Origin of the sequence: uncultured Aggregatibacter sp. (assembly GCF_938046485.1) — a bacterium.
Classification (GTDB): domain Bacteria; phylum Pseudomonadota; class Gammaproteobacteria; order Enterobacterales; family Pasteurellaceae; genus Aggregatibacter.
In genome coordinates this window covers 1-25,636 of sequence record NZ_CALIWN010000032.1, presented here as the reverse complement: position 1 = coordinate 25,636, position 25,636 = coordinate 1, and the positions used below count along the sequence as shown (strand labels likewise).

The 25,636-nt window shown below is 43.7% G+C and carries 27 protein-coding genes; 5 read left to right on the top strand and 22 right to left on the bottom strand.

Annotated elements, in window-relative coordinates; genetic code table 11:
• Positions 1 to 55 precede the first annotated feature (55 nt).
• Positions 56 to 652 (bottom strand): 16S rRNA (guanine(966)-N(2))-methyltransferase RsmD, encoded by a 597-nt coding sequence (gene rsmD / locus Q0203_RS04310; protein ID WP_297929809.1) that lies wholly within the window; start codon positions 650 to 652, stop codon positions 56 to 58.
• A gap of 79 nt (positions 653 to 731) precedes the next feature.
• On the opposite strand from rsmD, the gene ftsY reads away from it, so the two are divergent.
• Genes ftsY through ftsX form a run of 3 tightly spaced genes read left to right on the top strand, consistent with a single transcriptional unit; the run spans position 732 to position 3,910 of the window.
• Positions 732 to 2,276, top strand: coding sequence for a signal recognition particle-docking protein FtsY (gene ftsY / locus Q0203_RS04305; RefSeq protein ID WP_297929807.1), 1,545 nt, complete (start codon positions 732 to 734; stop codon positions 2,274 to 2,276).
• A 39-nt stretch (positions 2,277 to 2,315) separates the two neighbouring features.
• Positions 2,316 to 2,966 carry a cell division ATP-binding protein FtsE gene (ftsE, locus tag Q0203_RS04300; protein WP_021615710.1) on the top strand — a complete coding sequence of 217 codons (651 nt, stop codon included), beginning with the start codon at positions 2,316 to 2,318 and terminating at the stop codon, positions 2,964 to 2,966.
• Between the two features lie 8 nt (positions 2,967 to 2,974).
• Complete coding sequence (ftsX, locus tag Q0203_RS04295; RefSeq protein WP_297929806.1) at positions 2,975 to 3,910, top strand: permease-like cell division protein FtsX; 936 nt, start codon at positions 2,975 to 2,977, stop codon at positions 3,908 to 3,910.
• 106 nt (positions 3,911 to 4,016) lie between these two features.
• Here ftsX and Q0203_RS04290 read toward each other — a convergent pair whose 3' ends face one another.
• Together Q0203_RS04290 and Q0203_RS04285 are read right to left on the bottom strand one after the other, a co-directional pair.
• Complete coding sequence (locus Q0203_RS04290) at positions 4,017 to 4,772, bottom strand: DeoR/GlpR family transcriptional regulator (RefSeq protein ID WP_297929805.1); 756 nt, start codon at positions 4,770 to 4,772, stop codon at positions 4,017 to 4,019.
• 61 nt (positions 4,773 to 4,833) lie between these two features.
• The gene (locus Q0203_RS04285) at positions 4,834 to 5,703 is read right to left on the bottom strand and encodes a rhomboid family intramembrane serine protease (RefSeq protein WP_297929803.1); all 870 of its coding nucleotides are present in this window, start codon (positions 5,701 to 5,703) and stop codon (positions 4,834 to 4,836) included.
• Positions 5,704 to 5,744: 41 nt separating this feature from the next.
• Between Q0203_RS04285 and Q0203_RS04280 the strand changes: the two genes are divergently transcribed.
• Positions 5,745 to 6,062 (top strand): DUF5389 domain-containing protein, encoded by a 318-nt coding sequence (locus Q0203_RS04280; RefSeq protein WP_297929802.1) that lies wholly within the window; start codon positions 5,745 to 5,747, stop codon positions 6,060 to 6,062.
• On the opposite strand, the gene glpE is transcribed toward Q0203_RS04280, so the two are convergent.
• From glpE to tpiA, 3 genes are all read right to left on the bottom strand, one after another.
• The gene (gene glpE, locus Q0203_RS04275; protein ID WP_290521584.1) at positions 6,032 to 6,382 is read right to left on the bottom strand and encodes a thiosulfate sulfurtransferase GlpE; all 351 of its coding nucleotides are present in this window, start codon (positions 6,380 to 6,382) and stop codon (positions 6,032 to 6,034) included. The two genes, Q0203_RS04280 and glpE, sit on opposite strands and share 31 nt — an antisense overlap.
• A gap of 24 nt (positions 6,383 to 6,406) precedes the next feature.
• Positions 6,407 to 6,967 (bottom strand): TIGR00645 family protein, encoded by a 561-nt coding sequence (locus Q0203_RS04270; protein ID WP_021615704.1) that lies wholly within the window; start codon positions 6,965 to 6,967, stop codon positions 6,407 to 6,409.
• 162 nt (positions 6,968 to 7,129) lie between these two features.
• The gene (tpiA, locus tag Q0203_RS04265; RefSeq protein ID WP_290521583.1) at positions 7,130 to 7,921 is read right to left on the bottom strand and encodes a triose-phosphate isomerase; all 792 of its coding nucleotides are present in this window, start codon (positions 7,919 to 7,921) and stop codon (positions 7,130 to 7,132) included.
• A gap of 174 nt (positions 7,922 to 8,095) precedes the next feature.
• Here tpiA and Q0203_RS04260 point away from each other — a divergent pair, with 174 nt between their 5' ends.
• Positions 8,096 to 8,542: a GNAT family N-acetyltransferase gene (locus Q0203_RS04260; RefSeq protein ID WP_295975599.1), complete on the top strand. Its 447-nt coding sequence runs from the start codon at positions 8,096 to 8,098 to the stop codon at positions 8,540 to 8,542.
• A 117-nt stretch (positions 8,543 to 8,659) separates the two neighbouring features.
• Here Q0203_RS04260 and rfaD read toward each other — a convergent pair whose 3' ends face one another.
• From rfaD to ispC, 16 genes are all read right to left on the bottom strand, one after another.
• Positions 8,660 to 9,586: an ADP-glyceromanno-heptose 6-epimerase gene (rfaD, locus tag Q0203_RS04255; RefSeq protein ID WP_297929799.1), complete on the bottom strand. Its 927-nt coding sequence runs from the start codon at positions 9,584 to 9,586 to the stop codon at positions 8,660 to 8,662.
• Between the two features lie 316 nt (positions 9,587 to 9,902).
• The gene (locus Q0203_RS04250; RefSeq protein WP_297929798.1) at positions 9,903 to 10,832 is read right to left on the bottom strand and encodes a phosphatidate cytidylyltransferase; all 930 of its coding nucleotides are present in this window, start codon (positions 10,830 to 10,832) and stop codon (positions 9,903 to 9,905) included.
• A complete protein-coding gene (locus Q0203_RS04245; RefSeq protein WP_297929796.1) occupies positions 10,832 to 11,464 on the bottom strand; it encodes a lysophospholipid acyltransferase family protein in 633 nt (210 codons plus the stop codon). Before Q0203_RS04245 ends, Q0203_RS04250 begins: the two co-directional genes overlap by 1 nt.
• Positions 11,465 to 11,474: 10 nt before the next feature.
• Positions 11,475 to 12,083, bottom strand: coding sequence for a CDP-alcohol phosphatidyltransferase family protein (locus Q0203_RS04240; RefSeq protein ID WP_297929794.1), 609 nt, complete (start codon positions 12,081 to 12,083; stop codon positions 11,475 to 11,477).
• A gap of 17 nt (positions 12,084 to 12,100) precedes the next feature.
• Positions 12,101 to 13,963, bottom strand: a complete 1,863-nt coding sequence (locus Q0203_RS04235; protein WP_297929792.1) for an SLC13 family permease — start codon at positions 13,961 to 13,963, stop codon at positions 12,101 to 12,103.
• Between the two features lie 38 nt (positions 13,964 to 14,001).
• Complete coding sequence (gene rnhB, locus Q0203_RS04230; RefSeq protein WP_297929789.1) at positions 14,002 to 14,601, bottom strand: ribonuclease HII; 600 nt, start codon at positions 14,599 to 14,601, stop codon at positions 14,002 to 14,004.
• The gene (gene lpxB, locus Q0203_RS04225; RefSeq protein WP_295975620.1) at positions 14,594 to 15,778 is read right to left on the bottom strand and encodes a lipid-A-disaccharide synthase; all 1,185 of its coding nucleotides are present in this window, start codon (positions 15,776 to 15,778) and stop codon (positions 14,594 to 14,596) included. Before lpxB ends, rnhB begins: the two co-directional genes overlap by 8 nt.
• A 79-nt stretch (positions 15,779 to 15,857) precedes the next feature.
• Positions 15,858 to 16,646: an acyl-ACP--UDP-N-acetylglucosamine O-acyltransferase gene (gene lpxA, locus Q0203_RS04220; protein WP_290521576.1), complete on the bottom strand. Its 789-nt coding sequence runs from the start codon at positions 16,644 to 16,646 to the stop codon at positions 15,858 to 15,860.
• A 19-nt stretch (positions 16,647 to 16,665) separates the two neighbouring features.
• On the bottom strand, positions 16,666 to 17,076 hold the full coding sequence (fabZ, locus tag Q0203_RS04215; RefSeq protein ID WP_048750176.1) for a 3-hydroxyacyl-ACP dehydratase FabZ: 411 nt from the start codon (positions 17,074 to 17,076) through the stop codon (positions 16,666 to 16,668).
• Positions 17,077 to 17,206: 130 nt separating this feature from the next.
• On the bottom strand, positions 17,207 to 18,238 hold the full coding sequence (gene lpxD / locus Q0203_RS04210) for a UDP-3-O-(3-hydroxymyristoyl)glucosamine N-acyltransferase (protein ID WP_297929787.1): 1,032 nt from the start codon (positions 18,236 to 18,238) through the stop codon (positions 17,207 to 17,209).
• Positions 18,238 to 18,825: an OmpH family outer membrane protein gene (locus Q0203_RS04205; protein WP_297929785.1), complete on the bottom strand. Its 588-nt coding sequence runs from the start codon at positions 18,823 to 18,825 to the stop codon at positions 18,238 to 18,240. The genes lpxD and Q0203_RS04205 overlap by 1 nt, the downstream gene beginning before the upstream one ends.
• Positions 18,826 to 18,929: 104 nt before the next feature.
• Complete coding sequence (gene bamA / locus Q0203_RS04200) at positions 18,930 to 21,335, bottom strand: outer membrane protein assembly factor BamA (protein ID WP_295975632.1); 2,406 nt, start codon at positions 21,333 to 21,335, stop codon at positions 18,930 to 18,932.
• Positions 21,336 to 21,369: 34 nt separating this feature from the next.
• A complete protein-coding gene (gene rseP, locus Q0203_RS04195) occupies positions 21,370 to 22,701 on the bottom strand; it encodes a sigma E protease regulator RseP (RefSeq protein WP_297929783.1) in 1,332 nt (443 codons plus the stop codon).
• Between the two features lie 10 nt (positions 22,702 to 22,711).
• A complete protein-coding gene (locus Q0203_RS04190) occupies positions 22,712 to 23,581 on the bottom strand; it encodes a phosphatidate cytidylyltransferase (RefSeq protein WP_297929781.1) in 870 nt (289 codons plus the stop codon).
• Positions 23,582 to 23,595: 14 nt separating this feature from the next.
• Complete coding sequence (uppS, locus tag Q0203_RS04185; protein WP_209363109.1) at positions 23,596 to 24,315, bottom strand: polyprenyl diphosphate synthase; 720 nt, start codon at positions 24,313 to 24,315, stop codon at positions 23,596 to 23,598.
• Between the two features lie 22 nt (positions 24,316 to 24,337).
• The gene (gene ispC / locus Q0203_RS04180; RefSeq protein ID WP_297929779.1) at positions 24,338 to 25,543 is read right to left on the bottom strand and encodes a 1-deoxy-D-xylulose-5-phosphate reductoisomerase; all 1,206 of its coding nucleotides are present in this window, start codon (positions 25,541 to 25,543) and stop codon (positions 24,338 to 24,340) included.
• Positions 25,544 to 25,636 lie beyond the last annotated feature (93 nt).

The window sequence follows — 25,636 nt, the reverse complement described above, 5'->3', positions numbered from 1 at the left end:
AACCAGATTGAGGGCGGCATTTTTGTTTAGGCACGTTCTGAATAACGGCGTTTAGTCAGGCTACCGTATTTTCAACTTGATAGAGTCGATAACTCACTTGCCCGCTGTCTTTTTGTTTTAACACCATCCAGTTTTCCGGTATGTTCGGTTCCTTGCCTTTTTCCGTTTCCACATAAACCAAGGCTTGCGGGCGCAGCCAGTTGTTTTGCGCTAATAGAGTCATGGCTTGCTCGGCTAAATTAAAATGAAAGGGCGGATCGAGAAAGACCACATCAAAGTGCGGTTGATTTTGTGGGTGATTTAAAAAGTGCAGGCTGTTTTGATTGACGACTTGCGCGCGATCGGCACATTTCAAGGTTTGAATGTTTTTGTTTAATTGTTGTGCCACGGCTTTTTCCAATTCCAGAAACGTCACCTTTGCCGCTTGGCGCGAAAGCGCTTCAAAGCCAAGAGAGCCGCTACCGGCAAAACAGTCTAAGCATTCACTGTCAACAATGTAGGGCATTAGCCAGTTAAATAGCGTTTCTTTTACACGATCTCCGGTAGGGCGCAAGCCTTGGGAGGGTAGCACAGGCAATTTTCGCCCGCGCCATAAACCGGCGATAATGCGCACTTCGCCTTTCGTGCTGTGTTGTGTTGTTGCTTTTTTCATATAAATCGGCAGGAAAATGATGTGTTTTTTTGCTAGAATGAGCGGCATTTTATCAAGTTTAAACAAGAGTGGGCAATTTATGTCAGATGAAAAGAAAAAAGGCGGATTTTGGTCTTGGTTCGGATTAGGCAAAAATAAACAGGAAGCATCAACGGAACCGAAAGAACCGGAATCACAAAAACAGCTTCCTCATGAACCCGAAATACAAGACGCAGCACAAGAAACAGCGGAAAAAACAACCGCACTTTTAGATGAAACTGCGCGCGAAAATCCATCAACAGAAGAGACATTGATGGCGCAAGTGTCCACGCTTGTGCCTGAACTTCATGAAGCTCAATCTGAAATAACGCAATCGGAAGAAGATGAGGCACACGCTATGAAGCGTGCGCCATCGGTTGAACAAGCTTTTACTATGCCTGCGCCTGAAAGCCATGACGTTCAAGTAGAGACCTCTCAAGAGGAAAACCCGGCGGCACAAGCGTGGACGCTTGCGCCATCTTCTGAGCTTGCGCCATCATATGAGTCAACTCAATCTATTGAAGAAACGCTAGAAAATTCAACCGCACTTTCTGAGAGTGAAGCAGAAGTACAAATCGAAAGTACGGTGGATATTGAAGATGAATCTGTCGTGGAAACGGAAGAACACGAAGAAGAAAGCGCCGTTGCTGACATCGTAGAAACACAGGAAAAACCAAGCGAAGGTGGCTTTTTCAGTCGATTACTCAAAGGCTTGGTAAAAACCAAACAAAACATCGGGGCAGGCTTCCGCAGTTTCTTTCTTGGTAAAAAAATCGATGATGAATTGTTTGAAGAATTGGAAGAACAACTTCTCATTGCCGATATCGGTGTGCCGACCACCACAAAAATTATCAACAACTTAACGCAACATGCGACCCGTCAGCAGTTACAAAACGCAGATACCTTATACCAACAACTTAAACTGGAAATGGGCGAGATCCTAAAACCGGTGGCGCAACCATTACGCATTGATGGCAGCAAAAAGCCTTATGTGATTTTAATGGTGGGGGTGAATGGCGTAGGTAAAACCACCACTATCGGCAAACTAGCGCGTAAATTCCAAATGGAAGGCAAATCCGTCATGTTGGCGGCGGGTGATACTTTCCGAGCCGCCGCAGTAGAGCAGTTGCAAGTGTGGGGTGAACGTAATCACATTCCGGTGGTGGCGCAAAGTACGGGATCCGATTCGGCATCGGTGATTTTTGATGCGATGCAATCAGCGGCGGCACGTAATATTGATGTGCTTATTGCCGACACCGCCGGTCGTTTACAAAATAAAAATAACTTGATGGACGAGCTGAAGAAAATCGTACGCGTGATGAAAAAATACGATGAAAGTGCGCCGCATGAAATTATGCTCACCCTGGATGCGGGCACCGGTCAAAATGCCATTAGCCAAGCCAAGTTATTTAATGAAGCCGTTGGGCTTACCGGCATCAGCTTAACCAAATTGGATGGCACTGCCAAAGGCGGCGTGATTTTTGCCATTGCCGACCAATTTAATTTGCCGATCCGCTACATTGGCGTAGGCGAAAAAATTGAAGATTTACGCGAATTTAACGCAGAAGAATTTATTGACGCTTTATTTGCTCATGAAGAGGAATAAAGTGCGGTTCAAAAATGACGTGTTTTTTAGAGAAGAAAAATGATTCGATTTGCAAATGTGAGTAAAGCGTATTTGGGCGGAAAACCGGCGCTGCAAGGGTTAAGCTTTCATTTACCGGTAGGCAGTATGACCTACTTGGTGGGGCATTCCGGTGCGGGGAAAAGTACCCTGCTGAAATTAATTATGGGCATGGAACGTGCCAATGGCGGGCAAATTTGGTTTAACGGGCATGATATTACCCGCTTATCTCGTCATGAAGTGCCGTTTTTGCGCCGTCAAATCGGCATGGTGCATCAAGATTATCGTTTATTATCCGATCGTTCCGTCTTGGATAACGTGGCGCTGCCGTTGATTATTGCCGGACAACACCCGAAAGATGCCAATAGTCGTGCGTTGGCAGCATTGGATCGTGTGGGATTGCGTGATCGCGCGCATCATTCCACAGCGCATTTGTCGGGCGGCGAGCAACAACGGGTGGATATTGCCCGCGCTATCGTACATAAACCGCAATTATTGTTAGCCGATGAACCCACCGGCAATTTGGACAGCGCACTGTCTTTTGAGATTTTCAATTTATTTGAAGAGTTTAATCGTCTTGGCATGACCGTCTTAATTGCCACGCACGACATTAGCATTGTTCAACAAAAACCTAAGCCTTGCCTTGTGCTTGAGCAAGGTTATTTGCGTTAGGAGGTAACATGAATTCCCGTCGTTTTAGTTTGCCTTTTGGCGCCCAAGCCCTGTATTCCCTGCGTGCCGTGTTTGCTGATTTATATCAACGTAAATTTGCCACGCTCATCACCGTGTTAGTGATCGCTGTGTCATTAACGATTCCAACTGTAAGCTACCTGCTTTGGAAAAATATTCATGACGCCACCACGCAGTTTTATCCGGAAAGTGAACTGACCGTGTATTTACATAAAAACTTGTCAGAAGACGATGCCAATTTGGTGGTGGAAAAAATCCGTCAGCAAGAGGGCGTAGAGTCGCTCAATTACATTTCTCGTAAGGAAAGCTTAAGCGAATTTCGTCAATGGTCGGGTTTTAACGAAGAACTGGATGTGTTAGATGACAATCCATTGCCGGCGGTGGTGATGATTAAACCAACTAAAGCCTTTAACGAGTCGCAAAAACGCAATGAATTACGGGAAAGCTTGGATAAAATCAAAGGTGTTCAAGAAGTGCGTTTAGATAACGATTGGTTAGAAAAACTGACCGCACTGACGTGGTTAGTGGCGCATGTGGCGATTTTCTGTACGCTGCTGATGGCAGTTGCCGTTTTCTTGGTGATCGGCAACAGTATTCGTGCTGACGTTTACAGCAATCAAGCGAACATTGAAGTGATGAAATTGCTCGGTGCGACCGATCAATTTATCCTCCGTCCATTTCTTTATACCGGCATGATTTATGCGGTGTTAGGTGGCATTTTGGCGGCGATTTTCAGTAGCTTGGTGATTGGCTATTTCACCGGGGCGGTGAAATATGTGACTGACATTTTCGCCGTGAGCTTTCATTTAAACGGCCTCAGTTTTGCCGAATTTCTTTTCTTGCTAATTGTTTGCATGATGATGGGCTATATCGGCGCATGGCTATCAGCAACACGTTATATTCGCTTGTTAGATAAGAAAGGTTAGACGATAAAAACACAAAAGAAAAAGACCGCACTTGATAAAAAGTGCGGTCTTTTTTATGGCTATTTTCTCTGTGTCTCTCGCCGAATTTCTAGGGGAGGATGTCGCATTAACAAATCACAAGATTGACGTTTTTATTTTTTAATAATTCATCAATCCCTGCTGGCACATCCGAGTCGGTGAAAACATATTCCACATCCGTAATCGAACCCAGTTTCACCATCGCGCGGCGGCTAAATTTAGAATGGTCGGTCACTAACAACGTGTTGCGTGAATTATCAATAATGGCACGTTTCACTTGCACTTCGTGATAATCATAGTCCAATAAGGTACCGTCTAAATCAATGGCGCTAATGCCTAACACACCAAAATCTAAGCGAAATTGTGATAAAAATTCCACGGTGGATTCTCCGATAATGCCTCCGTCTTGGCGTAGGGAACCACTGGCGATGGTAATATCAAAGGAATCATTTTGCATCAGAATGTGCGCAGCATTAAGATTGTTGGTTACAATGCGTAATCGTTGATGCTCTAATAATGCAAAGGAAACGGCTTCGGAGGTAGTGCCGATGTCAATGAATAACGATGCACCGTTTGGGATGAGCTGTACAACCTGTCTTGCAATACGGTTTTTTTCTTGAGAAAAAAAGTGTTTGCGATCGTGATAATCGCTATTTTCCGCCGTAGAAGGCGAGGCTGCGCCACCGTGATGACGGCGGATAAAGTTGGTTTCCGCCAGTTCGTTTAAATCTCGCCGAATGGTTTGCGGACTCACACCAAATAAAGCCACCAATTCCTCTGTGCTTAAATAGCCTTTTTGTTTGACCAGCTCAACAATTTTCTGATGACGAAGAGATTGTTTCATAATCACTTTTCCTTCTTTCGCAAGATTTTGCGTGCCAATGTAGCGTATTTAATGGGGGAAATCACGACTTAACGCGAATTTTTCGATCCATCCAAGCGAGTCCCATGCCCACCAACAATCCTGAAATATGTGCCGTATTGCCGATTTGAATGTCGATCAACGGGCCGGCAAAGCCCAGTAAAATCCCGATGAGTAACATATTGAAAAAGCCGTCCGGCAATGCAAAAACGGTTTGTTTATGGATTTTATCCAACACAAACACATAGCCTAACACCGCATAGACAACACCGGATAAGCCGAAAAATGCCGGACCGCTGACAAGATTTTGCGCTATGCCGCTTATCACGCCGGCAAAGAAGTAAATTTGCAGCAGTTTTAAAGAACCTAATTGACGCTCAATCGCCCCACCAAAAATCCACCACCAAGTAAGATTAAACAAAATGTGCATATTGGATAAATGCACTAAGGTGTGCGTGAAATAACGCCAAACTTCACTTTCTTGCGTCGTCTCTTCGGGGAAATGCGTTGCCAATAAAATGGGTTCGGCAAAACCGAAAAGCATAAAAAGATAAATGACGACACAAAGTGCGGTGATGATCACAGTGATTTTTTGTTGTTGAAGATAAGAAAAAATAGAAGCCTTATTTAAGTGAGAGGAGGGGAGGGATGCTGCATGAACGTGAGTGTTGTCGTTGCTTTGTTGCCACGCACGGGCGTTTTGTTGCGCCAACCATGCCTGTAAGAAGCTTTCGCTTTCCGCAATGATGGCGTCAAAGTGCGGTGAATTTTGTGGGAGAAATACATCATAAACCACATTGCCTTGTGCATCTTGAGTTTCTTGAATGACGAGTTCAACGTGATATTTTTTTGCAATTTCATCACGGAAATGCTGTGCTAACGATGGGATTTCACTACCAAACAAATGCTGCATTTGCTATATTCCTGTTCCAAAATTTTACGTATGGAGAAAAAATGAGAAATCAAAATTTGCCATCAGAGTTCAGCCCCTTTACGTGGGCAATTGCGGCCTTTTGTTTCCCGATATTCTTGTGGCCGTTAGCGATGCTAATTTCACCGCACTTATTGAATAATACGCATCTCAGCGACAACCAAATCACCGCCATGTCCGTTTTTCTTTGGGTCTATCCTTTTCTCCTTGGCATCGTGGCGCGTGTTTTCTATAAACTCCATCAACGCCACCCGGCTTTTGCCCGCAGAGGTTTGGCGTTAAGTGCGGTTATTTTTTACGGCATTTTCTATTACATCGCCTCTGTTGGGTTTAACGCATAACCAGTCTCTAACGGTAGGTTCGCCTTTTCCCACGCGGCGAAACCGCCCTGCAGACTATACACCTTTTCATAGCCGTTACGCAGCAAAAAGGCTGCCACGTTACGGCTACTAATACCATGATAGCAACTGAGAATGATCGGCTGATCGTAATCATACAACGCCTCAAAGTGTGGCCAAGTGGCTTCCGTTAAATTAAACGCGCCTTTGGGATGGGCATAGCTAAAGGTTTGCGCATCACGCACATCGGCTAATACAGCCGCATCGTCATGTTGAAGCATTTCCCAAGCTTGTTGCGGCGTAATTTCAATACATTCCGTCATTCGTCTTACCATTTTTTTGATTTATTAATGTGATTTGTGGCTTGTACTATAAAGAATTTTATCCGTATATGCCATGGCAATCGCTGACGCCAAGAAACCTAAATGCAACAATAACTGCCACATCATCGTTTTTTCCGGCATATTCGTTGCGTTAACGAAGGTTTGTAACATATGAATAGATGAAATACTAATGATCGACATGGCTAATTTAACTTTCAACACGGAGGCGTTGACATGGCTCAACCATTCCGGCTGATCCGGGTGTCCGCGTGTGCGGAGCTTGGAGACAAAGATTTCATAACCGCCGATAATCACCATGACTAATAAATTCGCAATCATTACCACATCAATCAGGTTTAACACCGCCAGCATGATGGTATTGGAATCCATTTCGTTCAGGTTGACAATCAACTCCCATAACGATTTCATGAATTTATACGCATAAATCCCCTGCACGATAATTAAGCCGAGGTAAATTGGTAGTTGTAACCAACGGCTGGCAAAAATAATTTTGCTGATTGCGGTTGGCTCATAATGCGATTTGGTTTGTTGTGTATCTGTTTGTTTTATCGTGGTTTGTTGCATAATTTTTCCCCTAAAATAGAAATAAATTCAAAAGGGCGCAAAATTAACCGTTTTTTGCTAAGTTTTCAATATTTTTTGCGTTTTAAAATAAAAAAGAACCGCACTTTAAATTCAATTAACGTGCGGTTCTTTCGCGATTTTCTTTTAGTTAACGAGAATAAATTAATTCTTCGCGTTTGCTGCGGCTTTTACGATTGCGGCAAAGGCAGGGGCTTTTAAGGACGCGCCACCCACTAATGCGCCGTCAATATCCGGTTGGGTAAACAATTCTGCCGCATTCGCATCGTTTACAGATCCGCCGTATTGAATGATCACTTGATCAGCAACGGCTTGGGATTTTTTCGCAATGTGGCCACGGATGAATGCGTGCACGGCTTGTGCTTGTGCCGGAGTGGCAGATTTGCCGGTACCGATTGCCCAAATTGGTTCATACGCAATCACCGCACCGTTAAAGGCTTCTACGCCCAAGAGATTGATGACGGCATCAATTTGACGCGCACAGACTTCTTCAGTTTTACCCGCTTCGTTTTCCGCTTCGGATTCCCCGATACATAATACCGGCACTAAGCCGGCTTCTTTTAACGCACCGAATTTTTTCGCCACGAATTCATCGCTTTCTTTGTGATAAGTACGGCGCTCGGAGTGACCAATAATGATGTATTTCGCGCCAAAATCTTTCAACATTTCAGTGGAAATATCACCGGTGAAAGCACCTTTCACATTCACATCCACGTTTTGTGCGCCTAATTGGATGATATTTTGACCACCGCAACTGCAGCCACAGTTAGATAATAATTTTTCTGCTTCCGCTAAATACATGACCGGTGGGGCAATTGCCACATCACAGCCGGTTACACCGTGTAATGCTTCTTTTAAGCCGGTGATCAATTCACGAGTGAAGGCTTTGCTACCGTTTAATTTCCAGTTACCCATAACGAGAGGACGACGAGCCATTTTGTTTCTCCTTAATCTGATTGAATAAAAACTGTAGCTACTATAGCAAAAAATCCCTCTTTTTCGGTAAAAAAGAGCGTCGTTCTAAAAAATTTTCTTGGTAACAGATGATTCTTTTGCACTAAAAAGATACAATCTACTGTATAAATTTAACAAAAAATGACCGATTTTCTCATGATTAAAATTTTTAAAGCTGAACAATGGAACCTAGAAATTCTGCTACCGTTATTTGAAGAATATCGTCTTTCTCGGGGCATGGCGGAGAACCCGGAGCGCACACTCACCTTTCTTTCCAATCGTATTCGTTTTGGCGAAAGTATTTTTTTTCTCGCCCTCGATCAATCTCAACAAGCACTCGGTTTTATTCAGCTTTATCCTCGCCTTTCCTCGCTGCAATTACAACGTTATTGGCAATTAACGGATATTTTTGTTCGTCAGAGCGAGAAAACGAATGAAATTTACACCGCACTTATCGCCAAAGCCAAAGAATTCGTCAGCTACACGCAATCCACGCGCTTGGTCGTAGAACAAGATATTCAACAGCATCATTTGTTGGAAGATGAAGGGTTCAGGGCAATCCCACATAAAATGGTGTTTGAACTGGAAGTCGCGTTAGCATAAAGCATTCATTGATATTCAACGCAGTAACGCGATATTGAAAGGATGCACATCGTGCACTTTAGAAGAAAAACGATTCTCGTGCTACGTTCAACAAACGTAGCACGATTTTTTTATCTATTATCGGCGATTTAACCACGCCATATACTCCGCCACCCCTTCCGCGACGGTTTTAAACGGTTTATCGTAGCCGGTGGCGCGGAGTTTAGTTAAATCCGCTTGCGTGTATTCTTGATAGCGGGATTTTAAATGTTCTGGGAATGGAATGGTTTCCACTTCGCCTTTGCCGTGGAATTTAATCACCGCTTTTGCTACTTCAGCGAAAGATTCCGCGTTGCCGGTACCACAGTTGAAAATACCGGAAATGCCATTTTGCCAGCACCAAATGTTCACTGCGGCGACATCGCCTACATATACGAAATCACGGCGGAAGTGTTCGCTACCGGCGAAGAGTTTCGGGTTTTCACCTTTGAGAATTTGATTATTTAAGTGGAACGCCACGCTTGCCATAGAGCCTTTGTGGCCTTCACGTGGGCCGTACACGTTGAAATAACGGAAGCCGCACACCGGTGATTGGGCTTCAGGTAAAATAGCGCGTACATATTGGTCGAATAAGAATTTGGAATAGCCGTACACGTTCAACGGACCTTCAAATTCGCGTTCTTCACGGAACTCGGTTTTGTCGCCGTAAGTGGCGGCACTGGACGCGTAGAGGAACGGAATTTGGCGATCTAAGCAGTAATGCAACAACTCTTTGGAATATTCGTAGTTGTTATGCATGATGTATTTGCCATCCCATTCGGTGGTGGCAGAACATGCTCCTTCATGGAAAACGGCATCAATGTGACCTAAATCATCGCCGGCGATAATGGAGGCGATAAAGTCTTCTTTGTCGCAATAATCGGCGATGTCTAAATCCACTAAATTAATGAACTTTGTGCCGTCTTTTAAGTTATCTACCACTAAAATGTCTTTACGACCCATGTCATTTAATGCTTTGACGATATTGCTGCCGATAAAGCCTGCGCCGCCGGTTACGATAATCATAGTTGTGTCCTTTTACGAGATAAACATGGAACGAAAGGGAATCATTCCGCCCACCGAAATGAAAGTGCGGTAAAAATTTACCGTATTTTTTAACCGCACTTTTAAATTAAATATAGAAGCAATTTAGCCGACTTGCGATATCAATGGCAATACGCTGCTCACTATGTCTTCGCGTGTTCATGCCTCATACGCTGATGTACATAAAACGGTAACCTATTGTAACGAAAAAGAGAAAGGCGCTCAATGTGCCGACAACATTCGCCGATAGCCTCCCCCCAGCATACGCAACAAAGTCTAAAACATGAGGTTTAACGTGCTAAGCCCAATAATATCTCACCACATGGAAGAAAATCGGCGCAGCAAAGCAAAGGGAATCCATACGATCTAGCATACCGCCGTGGCCACTAATCATATTTCCCCAGTCTTTTACGCCCATGCTGCGTTTCATAGCGGACATCACTAAGCCGCCTAAAAAGCCCATAAGGCAGATTAATAAGCTCATTAACACCGCTTGTACCGGGTTAAACGGCGTAAGCCAATAGAGCAAGCCTCCCAGCACACTGGCGCTGACGACGCCGCCCACAAAACCTTCTATGGTTTTGGATGGCGAGAGTTTTGGCGCAATTTTGTGTTTGCCGAATAACTTGCCCCATACGTATTGCAACACATCGCTGGATTGCACCACTAAAATCAAGAAAATCATCAATAGCAGTTTTTTATCTTCAAAACCTTCAATATCCAATGTCAGGATTGCCGGGATGTGGGAAATGCAGAAGACGCTGATCATCAATGCCCATTGCACTTTGGTGGAACGATCTAAAAAATGCGCCGTGTCGCCCAACAAGGCGGAGAGGATTGGCAAAAATAGAAAGCCATACACCGGAATGAAGATGGTGAACATACTGAACCAGTCAATTGCTACTAAAAAATATTGAAGAGGCAGAATGACGTAGAAACAAGCGGCAAGTGCGAGATGATCGCCACGACGAATATAAAGCAACGATAAAAATTCACGCAATGCCATGAAGGAAATGACAAAAAATAACCCGATCACGCCATAAAAACCCAATGCCGCGGCGGCAAAGATAATTAAGATCATTACCCACCAGGCATTAATGCGTGCGTTAAGATTATCAATTACCGCATGAGGTGTAGAAAAGCCGACTTTGAATTTCAATCCATAACCGATTGATGACGCAATAATTAAGGTGATAATTAACCCACCAAACAGTTGCCATATTTCCATTATGCTTTCCCTTTTTCGGTTAAATTTAAACTTAATAGTGCCTGTTCGGCTCGGTTCAAGAAATCGGTTTTGTCTTCCGTCTCACGGTAGAAGAGCGGCGCTCCCATGTATAAATCGCACAACAGCGGAATTGGCACCACAAAACCCTTCGGCAAAACATTATGCATATTACTAATCCATACCGGCACAAGTTCTAATTGTGGGTTTTGCTTTGCGATGTAATACAAACCACTTTTGAAAGGTTGTAGCGCCACATCGTCGTCCATTTTACGGGTGCCTTCAGGGAAAATAATCAGAGAATGATGTTGCAGGGCATCGCTAATTTGTTGGGTAATGGCTTGCGGGTTATCGCCGCCCCGTTCAATCAGCAACATATTAAACACCTTGTATGCCAAAAAACGCCGAATCGGCCCTTTTGTCCAATAATCCGCACCGGCAACCGGACGGGTGTTTTTGCGCACTTGATAAGGCAAAGAGACCCACAACAAAATAAAATCACCGTGGCTGTTATGGTTGGCAAAATACAAACGATGTTTATCCGCGGATTGCTGTTCCACATTTTTTTGCGGACGAACACCGGTGATAAAGGAGGTGAAACGACATAAGAGAAAATCAATCAATTTGGCTAACATAATCACGCTCCTATTCGTTACCCACTTCGGCCAAGCCAGACTTCACGCGTTTGACACAAGTTACAATTAACAGAATGATGTCAACCCAAAGCAGACAATAGAGAAAATCCGGTAAAACCGGGACGAAAACATAAACCAAGCCCAACAAACCGAACAAAAATGCCCGATCGCTTTTGCCTAACGGGCCATCATAACGACGTGTTTTTCCTTGCACTTGCCCGAGCACACCACAAAATTCCGTCAATGCCGACAACCAAATGATCAAGCCGATTTGTAACGCATCAAAAGGATGGACAAAAGCGAAAGGCAAATATAATGCGGCGTCAGACACGACATCAGTGATTTCATTCAGGTATCCGCCCAAACGGGATTTTTGGTTAAATTCACGCGCTAACATACCATCAATGGCATTCAGTGCCATGCGCACGAACAACCAAATAGGAATCAAAATAAAAAGCCAATGATACCCGGAAAGTGCGGTCAAAATTAGCCCTAAAATAACAGAAATGGCACACGCGGTTAAGGTGACTTGATTGGCAGTCACACCACGTTGTTCGAGCTTTATCACGAGAGGACGTAATAGATTTTGGAATTTGGGTTTCAGATCATAAATACTCATCACATTCTCCTCAAACCTTAAAAAGGAAAAAGTAAAGGAATAAGAAACACGCTCACTAACATCACTAAAAGAGTGAACGGCACACCGACTTTGATAAAATCAGCAAATTTATAACCGCCGGGGCCGAAAACCATGGTATTCACCGGCGATGACACCGGCGTCATAAACGCGGCAGAAGCAGCGATGGCCACCACCATCGCAAATGGCATCGGGGATAAATTGAGTTGATGTGCCATTGTAATGGCGATTGGCGCAATCAAAATTGCAGTCGCTGTGTTAGAAATGAATAAACCGACAACGGCAGTGAGAATAAATAGGCTAATTAAAATCCAATGTTTGCCCATGCCGCCTACTAAGTTCAGCATTAACTCGACAATCACCGACACCCCGCCGGTTTTCTGTAAAGCTAACGAAAATGGCATCATCCCGACAATTAGTACAAGGCTTGACCAGTGAATGGACTCATAGGCACTTTTGCTATCTACGCAACGGAAGTAGCCTAGCATCAAGCAAGCAATGAGCGCAGCAACCACATTTGGCACGAGGCGGGTCACCATTAACAGCACCATCACTAAAATACTCAACAAGGCATAAGGGGCTTGGCTTTGCGCCGGCACGGCACGGGTGATTTCAGTCGGGTAATTCAACACAAAGAAATCTTTGCTGTGGCTACGCATTTGCTGGATGAGTTTCCAATCACCAATCACCAGCAATAAATCCCCGGCTTTATAGGGAGTTTCGACAAAATGCCCACCAAGCACTTCTCCGTCACGCTTAATGCCCACCACGTTCAAACCGTATTTGGAGCGAAAAGCAAGTTCCTCAGTCGATTTTCCGATACAGTCGGAATCCGGCACTAAAATCAATTCCGCCATGCCAATAGAACTGGCTTGTTCAGAAAAAGACTGTGCACGAATTTCCGCCCGTTCTAGATTATATTCCTGACAAAATGCTTTCAAATTGAGTTCAGGATCGCTGCTATCCATCAATAAAATGTCTTTTTCACGCACTTCTGAGGAACCAAGTGCCGAAATAAATATCGGGCGAAAACGCTTCCAACGTTCAATCGCCAACACGTTCAAACCAAATTTAGAACGTAAATGTAATTCATCCAGATTTTTACCAATAAGCGGGGAGCCTTTTCTCACCACAAAACGCTGTGTGCGTTGTTGCAAACCATATTCATGAATCAAATCAGTCATGGAACGTTTATCCATGCTGTTTGTTTCATTTTCTTTATCGGACTTTAACCAATGACGGGCAACCAGCATATAGCCGATCCCCATAAACAAAATCACTAAACCAATAGGCGTAAAATCGAAGAATTTCAAACGCATATCCGTTTTGCGTACCAACTCTGCATTCACCACGAGGTTGGGCGCTGTCGCAATCAACGTCAGCATACCGCTGATAAGCCCGGCAACGCTCAGTGGCATCATCAAACGTTTCGGAGAGATATTCATTTGGCGGCAAATCATCAGCACCACAGGAATGAAAATGGCCACGACCCCCGTGGAACTCATGAAAGCCCCCAGACCTGCCACGGCTAACATCATGAAAACTAATACACGTGCTTCACTGTTATGAGAGGCTTTTAACAGCCATTCACTCACTTGATACGCCACACCGGTGCGAACCAAGCCTTCCCCGACGATGAACAATAAGGCAATCAGAATAATATTGGGGTCACTAAAACCGGCAAACACTTCTTGTACGGTTAAAATGCCACTGAGGCTGAACGCCAACATCACCAAAATAGCGACGACGTCCATGCGAATGCGGTTATGAATGAAGAGAATCACGGAAGCAATGAGCAACAATAGCACCCATACCCAAGGTTCCGGACGGAAAGAATCAAGTAAGCTGGTGAATTGATTCATGGTGCCCTCCGTGCTCAAGTGTGCAAATACAAATTAAATTATAGCGATTCTAATAATTTTTTAACAGGCGCAAAACTGCGACGGTACTGCGGTAAAAGGCCAAACTCAGCAATTTTTTCCAAATGCAATCTCGTTGGGTAGCCTTTGTGTTGCGCAAAGGCATATTGCGGATATTGTTGATCCAATTCCAACATTTCCTGATCCCGTGCGACTTTTGCTAAAATAGACGCTGCGCTAATTTCCGCCACTAAAGCATCCCCTTTAACAACGGCTTGAGCAGGTATCGACAAATTCGGCGGAATCCGATTGCCGTCTACCAACACAAAGTGCGGTTGAATTTTCAAGTGTTTTACCGCCCGTTCCATGGCAAGCATGGAAGCATGCAAAATATTCAACTCGTCGATCTCATGTGGTTCCGCTCGCCCAAGCGCCCACGCAAAGGCTTTTTGCTTAATTTCTTCCGCCAACAATACACGTTTTTTTTCCGACAGTTTTTTAGAGTCGGCAAGTCCCTCAATAGGCTTATTCGGATCCAAAATCACCGCTGCCGTCACCACGGCACCGACTAACGGCCCGCGTCCTACTTCATCTACACCGGCAATGAGTTCATAGCCCTGTGGGTACACAAACTTATCCATGAGATGGCTCCAATAAATCAATCACCGCCTGAGCAGCTTGTTGATCGGCATTGCATTGGATCATTTGGTGCAATTCAGCAAAACGCTGTAATAAAACGTGGCGATTTTGCACCGCACTTTTGTCCTCACTTAAATAGTGGGACAATTTTTCTGCCAAATTCGTTGGATTGCAGTCTTCTTGAATTAATTCCGGCACTAACATTTCGTCTGCCAGCAAATTTGGCAAAGAAACATACTTAGTTTTTACCAAGCGTTTGGCTAAGAAATAAGTGAACGGTTTCATGCGATACCCCACTACCATCGGGGATTTACATAACATGGCCTCTAACGCAGCCGTACCGGATGCGAGCAAGGTTGCCTCGGCTGTGATCATGGCGGCGCGAGCATTGCCGTCCAATAAAATCATATCCAATTCCGGCGCAACGCATTGTTTGATTTGTTCAAATTGCTGACGACGTTTCTGATTAATTAACGGCACAAGAAATTTAACATCCGGATAGCGTTGATGTAGCAGTTGCGCAGTTTGTAAGAAAGGTTCACTCAGAAATTCCACCTCTGAACCACGACTCCCCACCAGTATCGCCACATAACGCTGCGCAGGATCTAAATTCAGTAATTGGCAGGCGTCATCACGATTGGGTTTCAACGGAATAGCATCCGCCATAGTGTGCCCAATAAAACGACAAGGCACATTGAAGCGATCATAAAAGGCTTTTTCAAAAGGCAAAAAGGCAAGCACCAAATTGGTGGCCGCGGCAATTTTATATACCCGTCTCTGACGCCAAGCCCATACCGATGGGCTTACATAATGGATGGTTTTAATGCCTTGTTGTTTGAGTTTCAGTTCTACGTTCAAGTTAAAATCCGGCGCATCAATGCCAATGAAAATATCCGGTTTTAATGCCGATAATTGCTCGATGATGCTACGGCGGATTTTGAGTAAGCGTGGTAGATGTTTCAGCACTTCCACCAATCCCATCACGGATAACTCTTCCATATCAAACAGAGTTTCAAATCCTTCGGCAATCATGCGTTCACCGCCAATACCGATAAATTTAGCATTCGGGTAACGCGCTTTCAGGGCGTGAATTAAACCCGCACCGAGAATGTCACCGGAGACTTCGCCCGCGATGATTGCAATGGTTGGAGAATGATTGAGGGATATTGAATTTGGCATAGTCAAAACTCTGAAAAAAACGACCGCTCTTTTAGTCATAGAAAAGAGCGGTCGGCAATGGATGAATTGATTAAAAGGATTAACGGATAATGCCGCGGGTAGAACGTTTAAAGAAATCCAAGAAGAAACTGATCGCCGATTCAGTTGCGGCAATTTGTTCAATTTCCGGCATCACTTCATCTAATGTTTTACCGCTACGATAAATCATTTTATAAACGTTACGAATCGCATGCATCGTCGGTTTATCAAAACCGCGACGTTTTAACCCTTCAATGTTCACGCCGAACGGTTGAGCATGGTTGCCTTGCGCCATAACATAAGGAGGCACGTCTTGGCTGACCATGGAGCCGCCACCCAACATCACATGAGCGCCTACAACAACGAATTGGTGAATCGCAGACATTCCGCCGACAATGACGAAATCGTCCAATTCCACGTGTCCGGCAAGGGTAGCGTTATTGGCTAAAATACAGCGGTTTTTAATCACACAGTCATGTGCAATATGGACGTTAATCATGAATAAGTTATCATCACCGATTTTCGTCACACCGCCACCTTGCACGGTACCACGATGAATGGTGACACTTTCACGAATACGGTTACGGTTACCGATCACAACGCGTGTCGGCTCGCCCTGATATTTAAGATCTTGGTTTACCTCACCGATGCTAGCAAATTGATAAATTTCATTATCTTCGCCGATTCGTGTATGACCATTAATCACAACATGGGAGTGGACAATGGTACCTTTGCCGATCTCAACATCTTTGCCGATGATGGTAAACGGGCCGATAACCACGTTCTCACCAATTTTTGCACCTTCTTCAACAATAGCCTGCGGATGAACTTTGGCTGTTGGGTGAATCATATTTATCCCCTTAACTGAATTATGCTGCGCGACGAGCACACATTAGTTTCGCTTCACAGGCCACTTCACCATCAACGGTTGCCGTAGCGGTAAAGGCAGTAATACCACGTCTTTCTTTAATCACTTCAACGTGTAATACCATTTGATCGCCCGGAACAATCGGACGCTTAAAGCGAGCTTCGTCAACACCGGCGAAATAGAAAATCTCACCACCGGCTAACTCATGGGTTTTGAAAGCTAAGATACCCATAGCCTGCGCCATGGCTTCAAGAATTAATACCCCCGGCAAAATCGGATTTCCCGGGAAATGGCCGGTAAAACAAGGCTCATTCACACTGATATTTTTAATCGCAGTCAACCATTTGCCTTCTTCAAAATTGATCACGCGATCCACTAACAAAAATGGATAACGATGTGGCAATAATTGCATAATTTCGTGAGATTCGATAATTCTTGAGGTTTGTTCAGTCACGGGATTACCTTTCAATATTAAATAAGAAACAAAAAATACACGTTAAATTATACGTTATTTAACTCATCAACACAAAATGAACGAAACATCACTCATCTGATTTCAATTTTTTCTCAAGGGCCTTAATGCGTTTATTTAAACCATCAATGCCAAGCGTCAATGCCGCCGTTTTGCGCCATTCTTTATTGGTTTGGAGCGGAATACCGGAAGAATACACACCCGGTTCGGTAATCGGACGCATCACCATCCCCATGCCGGTAACCGTCACTTGATCACAGATTTCCATATGCCCGTTAATCACGCTCGCGCCGCCAATTAAACAATAACGTCCCACGGTTAAACTGCCCGCCATAATCACCCCGCCCGCAACCGCGGTCCCCGTGCCAATATGCACGTTGTGAGCAATTTGACAAAGGTTGTCGATAATCACGTTATCTTCAATCACGGTTGCATCTAATGCGCCACGGTCAATACAGGTGCAAGCACCAATTTCCACGTGATTGCCGATAATCACTTGTCCTACTTGCGGGATTTTAATCCATTTACCGCGTTCATTGGCATAACCAAAGCCATCACTACCAATGACTGCGCCGGATTGAATCAAGCAATGCTGGCCAATTTCCACCTCATGATATACGGATACATTCGCCCAAAGTTGGGTGTGCGCGCCAATTTTGGTGTTCTTACCAATAAAACAATTTGCGCCAATCACCACGTTATCACCAAGCACAACGCCGGATTCAATGACACTGTTTGCACCGATAGAGACATTTTCACCTAACAAAACATCGTCAGAAATGACCGCACTTTTTGCAATTCCACTTGCCGCTTTTGGTGTGGTATCCATATATTGTGCTAATTTTGCATAGGCAACATAAGGATCTTTCACGATAAGCAAATTACTTTCCGGTGAACAAAATTCCACATCCGCTTCAGATACCACCAAAATACCGGCCTTTGACTGTGCCAGTTTTTCACGGAATTTGGCATTAGAAATAAATGTTAGTTGATGTTTTTCTGCTTTATCTAAGGGAGCGATATTACTCACAACAACATCGGCGTTACCACGAATGGTAGCGCCGATTTGTTGTGCTAATTCTGAAAGAGAATAGGATCTCATTACTTAGCCTTCGCAGCTGCTGCGGAAATCGCTTTTAGAACATCATCATTGATATTTTTACCGTCTGCCGCAAAGACAACGGAACGATCATCTAATACGATGGTGTAGTGTTTTTCTTTTGCCACGGCGTTAGTTGCGGCTTGAATGCTTTCAACCAATTTAGAGGTTTCTTGGTTTTCGCGTTTTGCATAGTTATCTTGATAGATACGAACTTGTTGATCGTGTTCTGCCACTAACTTATTGATTGTCGCTTGTTCGGTGCTGGCGAATTTATTAATTTCATCTTCACGTTTTTTGATGTCGGCAGCGCGCAATTTTGGTGCATCTTTTTGTAATGCAGCGACTTTTGCTTCTACTTTTTTCTGTACATCCGCAATTCTTGCATCGACCTTTTTCTTGTTTTCTGTCAATTTTTCCACAGTCGCTTTGAATTCTGTTTCTAATTTTGCTGCGATTGCTTTACGTTCAGGGTGATTTTGGAAGAGATAATCTGCACTCACAAATGCAATATTTTCTTCTGTCATGGCTAAACGAGAAGTGAAAATTAAAATGGCTGAAATAAGAACAAGTTTAATGACTTTTTTCATGAGTAAAATTTCCTTTTTTATAGATTAAAAAAATTAATTTGTGCCAATGCAACATTGGCACAAACAAGTGATTAGAGTTTATTAATTAACTTAAGTTCATTAAATTAGAATGAACCACCGACATTAAATTGGAATTGTTCAATGTCATCATTTTCGTATTTCTTAATCGGTTTAGCATAAGAGAAGATTAGCGGACCGATTGGTGATTGCCATTGGAAGGCAATACCGGCAGAAGAACGAATACGTGACGGATCGCCATAATCAGGTAGCTTGGTGCTTAAGTGAGCAAATTGATTTTTCTCAGCTTTCCAATGCGTATCCCATACACTTGCAGCATCAATAAATAATGATGTGCGCACGGAGTTTTGGCTTTTTTCCGAAACAAAAGGTGTTGGCATGATCAATTCTACACTGGCAGATGTCATTGCATTACCTCCAACGATATCGCCGTTAAGTAGGCTATAACACTCGGATTTGGTGGTTACACTAGCCGGGTTACAAGCGCGCGGATTGATGTAAATCGCTTGTGGACCTACTGCACCGTAAGCAAAACCACGTAAACTACCGATACCACCGGCAGTATAGGTTTGATAGAACGGTAAACGTTTACCGCTTAAGCCATTAGCATAGGATGCCCCTAAACGACCGGATAATACCCAAGTTTGATCGCGATTTAGCGGATAGAATCCTTGAACATCTGCATTGAGTTTATAGTATTTATTGTCAGCACCAGGAATGGTCACTCTTCCACCAAAGGTGGCTTTGACCCCTTCGGTCGGTAAGAAACCACGATTTAAGCTGTTGTAGTTCCAACCGAAAGAAAAATCATAGTCATGGGAGCGGAATGCCCAGTTATCATAATTCATTGAGGCTAGGTAGAGCGCGCGGCTATATTCCGGCGTAATGTTTTTCAATTTATTATAAACATAGCCTAAACCCACATAATAGGAGTTATTTTCATTCACTGGGAAACCTAAAGTGACATTGCCACCGTAAGTTGTTCTTGTATAAGCAGCGGAATTACTATTTTTTGAGTTGTCATAGTTTTCAAAGAAGATATTTCCACCCAAGCTCACACCGTCTTTCGTGAAATACGGTTCGGTATAACCTAAGTTAACACTGGTTCCGTAGTCATTGCGGGAACCGGCAAGACTTAAGGATGATCCCATACCAAGGAAGTTCTCTTGTTTGATACTAGCTTGATAGCTTAAACCGCTTTCCGTACCATAACCAACCCCGAAGTTAATGCTACCGGTGTTACGCTCTTTGACTTTGTACACCACATCCACTTCATCACTGCTGCCTTCAACCGGTTCGGTACGGCTTTCTACGGTTTCAAAAAATCCGGTACGATCTAACCGCACTTTACCGAGTTCGATTAAGTCGGTGGATAACCAACTGCCTTCTTGTTGACGCATTTCTTGGCGTAATGTGCTATCGGCAGTGACAGTATTTCCTTCAAAACGGATTTGGCGCACAGAATAACGTTTGCCGGCATCAACAACGAAACTTAAATTAACGCTTTTATCTTGATCGTCAAAATCCGGCTGTACACTCACTTGGGCACTACCATAGCCTTTTTCACCTAAAATAGATTTAATGCTGTCTTCAACAGCGTGTACATCACTGCCACGGAAATATTGATCAAGGTGAATTTGATTTAATGTTGGTGCCAACTGATCTTTCATACCGCCTAAATCACCGAGAATACGTGCGTTTTTCACCGTGTATTTATCACCTTCAGAAATATTAATGGTGACGCGGGCTTCTGTTTTCTTATCATTTAACTGCACGTCGGTGCCGGTTACTTTCGCTTTGGCATAGCCATGGTCAAAATAATAGTTTTGAATGGCTTCGAGATCTTTGTTGAATTGGCTCGGATCAAATTTATTACCGAAAAGTTTCCACCACGCATCCGGTTGCAACTCCATTTGATCTTGCAGTTTGCTTTTACTAAAAACGTGGTTGCCGACAAAATTGAGCTCTTTAAGCAATGCCACATCGTTTTCTTTAATTTGCAATTTAATTTCGGAACGATGATTCGGTAGCGGATTGACAATCGTATTTACTTGCGCATTATAACGACCAACACTGTGATAGTGATCTTCTAATGTTGCACGAAATGTTTCTAATTTTTCACGATTTAATATCTCCCCTTTTTGGAAGCCGTTAGCATCTAAATTTTGTTTTAGTGCTTCATCCGGAATGGTTTTATTTCCTTCTAAAATTACATCGGAAATAATGGATTTCGGTGTAACTGAAATGACAAGCGTATTGCCTTGTTGAGAAGCTCGAACATCATCATATTGGCCACTTAAGAAAAGCGTACGTACGACATCGGCAATATTGGCGTCGTTGATTTTTTGCCCAACCTGTACCGGTAAACTGGCGATAATACTGTTTTCAGTAGTGGACTGAACGCCATCAACACGAATATCTTGTACGACAAAGGTGCCGGCTAAAACACTCGTCGAACCAAATAAGAGGCTTGCAATTAAGAGTTTTTTCATCGTAAATTTTATCCTGTATAAGATACGTAATTAGTTATAAACGTAAAAAATCATTAATTAGTCCAAGTCCCATTAACATCAATAACAAGACAGCACCAATTCGATAACTCACATTCTGCACATGCTCGGAAACTGGTTTTCCTTTCAACGCTTCCATCACCAAAAAGACAAGATGTCCCCCATCCAGTACTGGCAATGGAAACAAATTCATAACACCCAAATTAACACTAATTAATGCCATAAAACTCAGGTAATAAATCAGGCCAATTTCAGAAGAGGCACCTGCCCCTTTGGCAATGGAAATTGGACCGCCTAAGTTATTCAAAGACAAATTGCCGGTGATTAATTTCCCGATGACTTTAATCGTTAACCAAGAGAGTTGAAAGGTCTTTTCTACCCCTTTTTGTAAGGCTTCAAGCATATCATACTTTAATTCAGTGCGATATTCATTAGCCAAGGGATAAAAAGTCGGGGAAATTCCCACAAACCAGCGTTTTTTTTCATTCAGTTCTGGTGTAAGTGTTTTATCAAACCACACACCATCACGTTCTACTTTTAGGGTTAATGGCTTGCCTTCTTGAACCTTTTCTAGAAACGTATGCCACTCAATTTTACTGTTATCCGACCAGTAGAGTTTATCGCCTTTTCGTAATCCTTCTTTTTCTGCCGGTGAATTTTCAGTAATCTTAGAGAGTATCATATCCACTTTACTTCTCACCGGTACAATACCGAGGGATCCGAATGCACTTTGTTTCTCAGGATCAAACGTCCAGTTGGATAAATCTAAAGTTTTATGCTGTTCAATGTTAGAACCAAATTCCACTAATGTCAGATCAACTTTGCTTTCCCCTAACTTGGTGGCTAACAACATATTAATGGTTTCCCAATCAGCGGTTGAAACGCCATCAATTTCCGTAATTTGGGTGTTCGGCTGTATTTGTGCCATTGCAGCAATCGATTGGGGACGAACCTCATCGATTACCGGCTTAATACTCGGAATGCCAATGGAATAAACGAGAAAATAAGCAAAAATGGCAAACAAGAAATTCGCAAGCGGACCGGCGGCAATAATAAATGCGCGCTGAGCGACCGTTTTATGATCAAAGGCCTGAGATTTTAAGGTATCAGGCACTTCTTCATTGCGTCCGTCCAGCATTTTGACATAGCCCCCAAGCGGAATGGCCGACACGGCGAATTCTGTCCCTTGTTTATCGGTACGCGACCAAATGACTTTGCCAAAACCAATAGAAAAACGATGGACTTTCACACCGCACTTTCGTGCCGCCCAGAAATGACCATATTCATGTACCGTCACTAAAACGGCAATCACAATCAGAAATGAAACGGTTGACCACAAAAATGCCATATCGCCAATCCTATAGTACAAAGAAATAGAAGTAGGCAAAGAATGGAACCGCCGCGGTTAAGCTGTCAATGCGATCCAAAATACCACCATGTCCCGGAATTAAATGACTGCTATCTTTAATACCGCTTTGGCGTTTAAACATACTTTCCGTTAAATCGCCTAAAATAGAGATGGCAACCGTTGCCACAGACAGACCAATAAAGGCTCCGGATGAGACATTCGCGGTCAAACTTTGTTGCGCCACATTCACAAAAATGGCTGCAACAATACCTGCCATCACCAAACCGCCAATCGCCCCCTGCCAAGATTTTCCCGGAGACACTTTCGGTGCCAATTTGTGTTTACCCAATTTACGACCGACAAAATATGCACCGGAATCCGCTACCCAAACCAAAATAAACACATACAACAACAGCATAATGCCGTGATAAGGCGCTGCCACATAATGATCTAAACGTAGTAATAATACGCCAATTAAAAATGGAATAAGGGTGAAGAAACAGAAAAAGAATTGTAAAACGGAATGTTTGCCCCAAACAGCACTACTTTTCGGGTAGGTCACTACAAAAAATAAGGCCGCCAGCCACCAAATAACTGCGCCTAATAAAATCGGCTGCGCATACAGTTCAAATACACGGCCGGCATCTAAATAATTGCCTTCCCCATAGATCCAGAGGAATAAAAAGGCAGCACTTAAGCCAGTGATTGCATAGCGCCAAAAAGTGGGTTGTTTGAAATTAAAGAACTGTGTCCATTCCCAAACGCCCAACACGACGACAACGCCCAAGGCGAGAGCAAAATAATAAGGTGAAAATAAAAATAATGCGGTAAAGACAAGGGCAATTAACACAATTGCCGAAATAACTCGTTGTTTAAGCACAATATATTCCTCAATTATTCGGTCCCGCCAAAACGGCGATGACGTTGTTGATAAGATAAAATCGCCTGATGAAACTCGGCTTCATTAAAATCCGGCCACAGTACATCGGAAAAATATAATTCCGCGTAGGCGGTTTGCCATAACAAGAAATTGCTAATGCGTTGTTCACCGCTGGTGCGAATTAATAAATCCACTTCAGGCTCATCTTTCGTCACCAAATGTTGCTGCAATAAAGCTTCATTAATGTCTGCGACGTTAAGCTGTTGCGCTTGAACCTGTTCTGCCAACTGCTGTGCCGCCTGAACAATATCCCAGCGCCCGCCATAATTTGCGGCAATATTTAACGTAAGTGCGGTGTTATTTTCCGTTAATTTTTCCGCTTTTTTGATTTTTTCCTGCAAGCCTGCGCTAAAACGGGAAATGTCGCCTAAAATTTTCAAACGAATGTCATTTTTATGCAGTTTTTTCACTTCAAAATCAAGCGCTTGCATAAATAAATTCATCAATGCGCTCACTTCCTGCTCGGGGCGATTCCAGTTTTCGCTGCTAAACGCATATAAGGTTAAATATTTCACCCCGATTTTGCGAGCATAAGACACGGCTTCACGTACTGCCGCCACGCCGTTTTTATGCCCAAAAACGCGCATTTTCCCTTGTTGCTTCGCCCAGCGCCCGTTGCCGTCCATGATAATCGCAACGTGTTGCGGAATATTATTCCGATCTAATTCTGTCATTATCCCTTCTCAATGCAAAATATTAGTGTGACCAATGTGCCAATTGTTGTCGTGCATATTCACGCGCAGCACGATCCACCTCCAACACATCATCAATCTGTTTGATTTGTTGCGACGGCATTTGTTCCACGACAGCCTGATTCAGTTTGGCAATATCCGTAAATTTAATTTGGCGATCTAAAAAGGCTTGTACGGCCACTTCATTCGCCGCATTCATGGCTGTAGTCGCATACTGTCCTGCCGCAAAAGCTTCTATCGCCAATTTCAAACAAGGATAACGTTGATAATCCGGCGCTAAAAAAGTCAGCCCATTTAATTGGTAAAAATCTAACGGCGCTACGCCGGAAAAAGTGCGGTGCGGATACGCCATAGTTTCCGCAATCGGTGTGCGCATATCAGGATTCCCCATTTGCGCGATAACGCTGCCATCAATGTAGCGCACCATGGAGTGAATAATGGATTGTGGGTGAATAATCACTTCCATTTCATCAGCTGTCGCATTAAACAACCAACGAGCCTCAATATACTCCAACCCCTTGTTCATCATCGTTGCGGAATCCACAGAGATCTTCTTGCCCATAGACCAGTTAGGATGTGCCACCGCCTGTTCCGGTGTAATACTGTCAAATTCGCTTAACTCCGTATAACGGAAAGGCCCACCCGAACCGGTCAGCACGATTTTACTGATACCCAAATCTGCCAACGGGCAAAATCCGATTTGTTGTTGAGCTTGTGGTGGCAGAGATTGGAAAATCGCATTATGTTCGCTATCCACCGGTAATAATTGCGCGCCATAGCGTTTTACCGCCTCAATAAAAATCTGACCGCAAGTAACCAAGGCTTCTTTATTTGCCAGCAGAACTTTTTTACCGGCTTTCACTGCTGACAACGTTGGCAATAAACCTGCCGCACCAACAATCGCCGCCATGACCATATCCGCATCAGGATGCGCGCTTAATTCACAAATCGCTTGTTGACCGGCAAATACTTGCGTCGGGAGCTGATGCGCAGCCACTTTCTCATGTAAATGTTTTGCTGCGCTTTCATCTGCCAAAGCAACAAAGTGCGGTCGAAATTTCACGCATTTTTCAAACATGGCATCCACATTGGAACCCCCAACTAAAGCAAACGCTTCATATTTTTCCGGATTGTGTTCAATCACAGAAAGGGTGCTATTACCGATGGAACCTGTCGCGCCAAGAATCACGACCTTTTGTTTTTTTTGCATAAAATTTCGACCGCACTTTGTCAATTTTTCGGGCAGTATGAAAACCTCATCCGCCCATATAAGAAAAGACGCAGTAAGGCACTGCGTCTGATG

Excerpts from the sequence above, each read along its gene's own strand:
- rsmD (WP_297929809.1), bottom strand. The coding sequence starts at position 652 with ATGAAAAAAGCAACAACACAACACAGCACGAAAGGCGAAGTGCGCATT.
- ftsY (WP_297929807.1), top strand. The coding sequence starts at position 732 with ATGTCAGATGAAAAGAAAAAAGGCGGATTTTGGTCTTGGTTCGGATTA.
- ftsE (WP_021615710.1), top strand. The coding sequence starts at position 2,316 with ATGATTCGATTTGCAAATGTGAGTAAAGCGTATTTGGGCGGAAAACCG.
- ftsX (WP_297929806.1), top strand. The coding sequence starts at position 2,975 with ATGAATTCCCGTCGTTTTAGTTTGCCTTTTGGCGCCCAAGCCCTGTAT.
- Q0203_RS04290 (WP_297929805.1), bottom strand. The coding sequence starts at position 4,772 with ATGAAACAATCTCTTCGTCATCAGAAAATTGTTGAGCTGGTCAAACAA.
- Q0203_RS04285 (WP_297929803.1), bottom strand. The coding sequence starts at position 5,703 with ATGCAGCATTTGTTTGGTAGTGAAATCCCATCGTTAGCACAGCATTTC.
- Q0203_RS04280 (WP_297929802.1), top strand. The coding sequence starts at position 5,745 with ATGAGAAATCAAAATTTGCCATCAGAGTTCAGCCCCTTTACGTGGGCA.
- glpE (WP_290521584.1), bottom strand. The coding sequence starts at position 6,382 with ATGACGGAATGTATTGAAATTACGCCGCAACAAGCTTGGGAAATGCTT.
- Q0203_RS04270 (WP_021615704.1), bottom strand. The coding sequence starts at position 6,967 with ATGCAACAAACCACGATAAAACAAACAGATACACAACAAACCAAATCG.
- tpiA (WP_290521583.1), bottom strand. The coding sequence starts at position 7,921 with ATGGCTCGTCGTCCTCTCGTTATGGGTAACTGGAAATTAAACGGTAGC.
- Q0203_RS04260 (WP_295975599.1), top strand. The coding sequence starts at position 8,096 with ATGATTAAAATTTTTAAAGCTGAACAATGGAACCTAGAAATTCTGCTA.
- rfaD (WP_297929799.1), bottom strand. The coding sequence starts at position 9,586 with ATGATTATCGTAACCGGCGGCGCAGGCTTTATCGGCAGCAATATCGTC.
- Q0203_RS04250 (WP_297929798.1), bottom strand. The coding sequence starts at position 10,832 with ATGGAAATATGGCAACTGTTTGGTGGGTTAATTATCACCTTAATTATT.
- Q0203_RS04245 (WP_297929796.1), bottom strand. The coding sequence starts at position 11,464 with ATGTTAGCCAAATTGATTGATTTTCTCTTATGTCGTTTCACCTCCTTT.
- Q0203_RS04240 (WP_297929794.1), bottom strand. The coding sequence starts at position 12,083 with ATGAGTATTTATGATCTGAAACCCAAATTCCAAAATCTATTACGTCCT.
- Q0203_RS04235 (WP_297929792.1), bottom strand. The coding sequence starts at position 13,963 with ATGAATCAATTCACCAGCTTACTTGATTCTTTCCGTCCGGAACCTTGG.
- rnhB (WP_297929789.1), bottom strand. The coding sequence starts at position 14,601 with ATGGATAAGTTTGTGTACCCACAGGGCTATGAACTCATTGCCGGTGTA.
- lpxB (WP_295975620.1), bottom strand. The coding sequence starts at position 15,778 with ATGCCAAATTCAATATCCCTCAATCATTCTCCAACCATTGCAATCATC.
- lpxA (WP_290521576.1), bottom strand. The coding sequence starts at position 16,646 with ATGATTCACCCAACAGCCAAAGTTCATCCGCAGGCTATTGTTGAAGAA.
- fabZ (WP_048750176.1), bottom strand. The coding sequence starts at position 17,076 with ATGCAATTATTGCCACATCGTTATCCATTTTTGTTAGTGGATCGCGTG.
- lpxD (WP_297929787.1), bottom strand. The coding sequence starts at position 18,238 with ATGAGATCCTATTCTCTTTCAGAATTAGCACAACAAATCGGCGCTACC.
- Q0203_RS04205 (WP_297929785.1), bottom strand. The coding sequence starts at position 18,825 with ATGAAAAAAGTCATTAAACTTGTTCTTATTTCAGCCATTTTAATTTTC.
- bamA (WP_295975632.1), bottom strand. The coding sequence starts at position 21,335 with ATGAAAAAACTCTTAATTGCAAGCCTCTTATTTGGTTCGACGAGTGTT.
- rseP (WP_297929783.1), bottom strand. The coding sequence starts at position 22,701 with ATGGCATTTTTGTGGTCAACCGTTTCATTTCTGATTGTGATTGCCGTT.
- uppS (WP_209363109.1), bottom strand. The coding sequence starts at position 24,315 with ATGACAGAATTAGATCGGAATAATATTCCGCAACACGTTGCGATTATC.
- ispC (WP_297929779.1), bottom strand. The coding sequence starts at position 25,543 with ATGCAAAAAAAACAAAAGGTCGTGATTCTTGGCGCGACAGGTTCCATC.